1 protein-coding gene and 1 pseudogene are annotated in these 778 nt (G+C 41.5%); both read left to right on the top strand.

Annotated elements, in window-relative coordinates; translation table 11 throughout:
- Positions 1–2 precede the first annotated feature (2 nt).
- The gene (locus tag R7O13_RS26205; protein ID WP_318305119.1) at positions 3–353 is read left to right on the top strand and encodes a DUF2850 domain-containing protein; all 351 of its coding nucleotides are present in this window, start codon (positions 3–5) and stop codon (positions 351–353) included.
- A 260-nt stretch (positions 354–613) separates the two neighbouring features.
- Positions 614–778 (top strand): annotated as a pseudogene (locus R7O13_RS26200) (murein transglycosylase A); the annotation flags it as partial.

Here is a 778-nt window from a genome sequence, read left to right as displayed (position 1 = left end):
TAATGGCAGTGCTGGGTACGGTCATTGTTTGTATGCTGTATGGCGATTTGATCACTCGGTACATTAACCCTCCCATCTCTAAATCAATAATTTATGGCCGCTGGGTTGAGCAAGATGTAGCCCCTTACTCGAGGGAAGAGTTTGTGCTTAGTGAAAGGGGCGTGACCGTTAATGGCTCGACCATTGCAACCGATTTTGAATTTGATGGCGATTCGTTCTCATACAAAGTCGGTTCGACCGTGCGCCATTTTGATTTTGTCGGAAAACAACATACAGAAATGAAGTTGGATGCGCGAGCGCACTATCTTCCGGTCTTTCGTCTTGAAGGGCACGCTGGCATCGCCGTTCGTTAAATATTGTGTTTTCTATTTGAGCATTCGCCATTGCGCGAGTGCTCAACATTCCTATCTTTTTTATATCCACATCAGTTCAGACATTGTCTGGACAATTTCGTAAATATTCTCCTGTTATCATGTTGTTCGTCCCGAAATGGATGATTTAACAACAAGTAAACGGATTGGCTTAGTGTTGAAACATTTTGTCGTCGCTTTTCAATTGCGTCGTTTGCATTTGTTTGCCATCCTTTTGCTATTCTTTTTTACGGAAAAATCACGTGTTAAAAAAACTCCTTCCTATTATTTCTTTGAGTCTGCTATTTGGTTGTGCTCAACAAAATGATCGTGCTCAGCAATATCTTGATGGTGAGTTCCCTCAGATCCTAAATAAAGTGGATGTAGTTCAGTCCAACAAACCACGCGATTTTACTGAGTTTAATAAG

This window comes from Vibrio sp. Y176 (assembly GCF_033438945.1).
Note: the sequence above shows the minus strand (reverse complement) of the source record. Positions and strands in the feature narration are given on the sequence as shown.